Source organism: Flagellimonas flava, from assembly GCF_050617915.1.
In the GTDB taxonomy this organism is placed as follows: domain Bacteria; phylum Bacteroidota; class Bacteroidia; order Flavobacteriales; family Flavobacteriaceae; genus Flagellimonas; species Flagellimonas flava_A.
Genome location: NZ_JBODQE010000239.1, coordinates 1 through 230 on the forward strand (window position 1 = coordinate 1; position 230 = coordinate 230).

The window sequence follows — 230 nt, forward strand, 5'->3', positions numbered from 1 at the left end:
GCGCAATGGATTGTTCCGCTTGATCATCTTCATTGGCATCGTTATTCCCCGCGGTTGAATCAGGATCCAATTGAATTACCGCGACCACTTCTGCCACATTGTTATACTCCCCAGTGGCGTTCACTTGGGCCGTAATATTTAAATCGATGCTTGATCCAGAGACCAGCGTACCAACACTCCATAATCCACTGGCATCGCTATATGTGCCACCAGAATCATCGGAAACATAG

Annotated in this window: 1 protein-coding gene; it reads right to left on the reverse strand. The window is 47.4% G+C overall.

The window, feature by feature from the left end; genetic code table 11:
• The coding region (locus ACRHOZ_RS21685) for a hypothetical protein (protein WP_431130500.1) at positions 1-230 on the reverse strand (230 nt) is incomplete at both ends.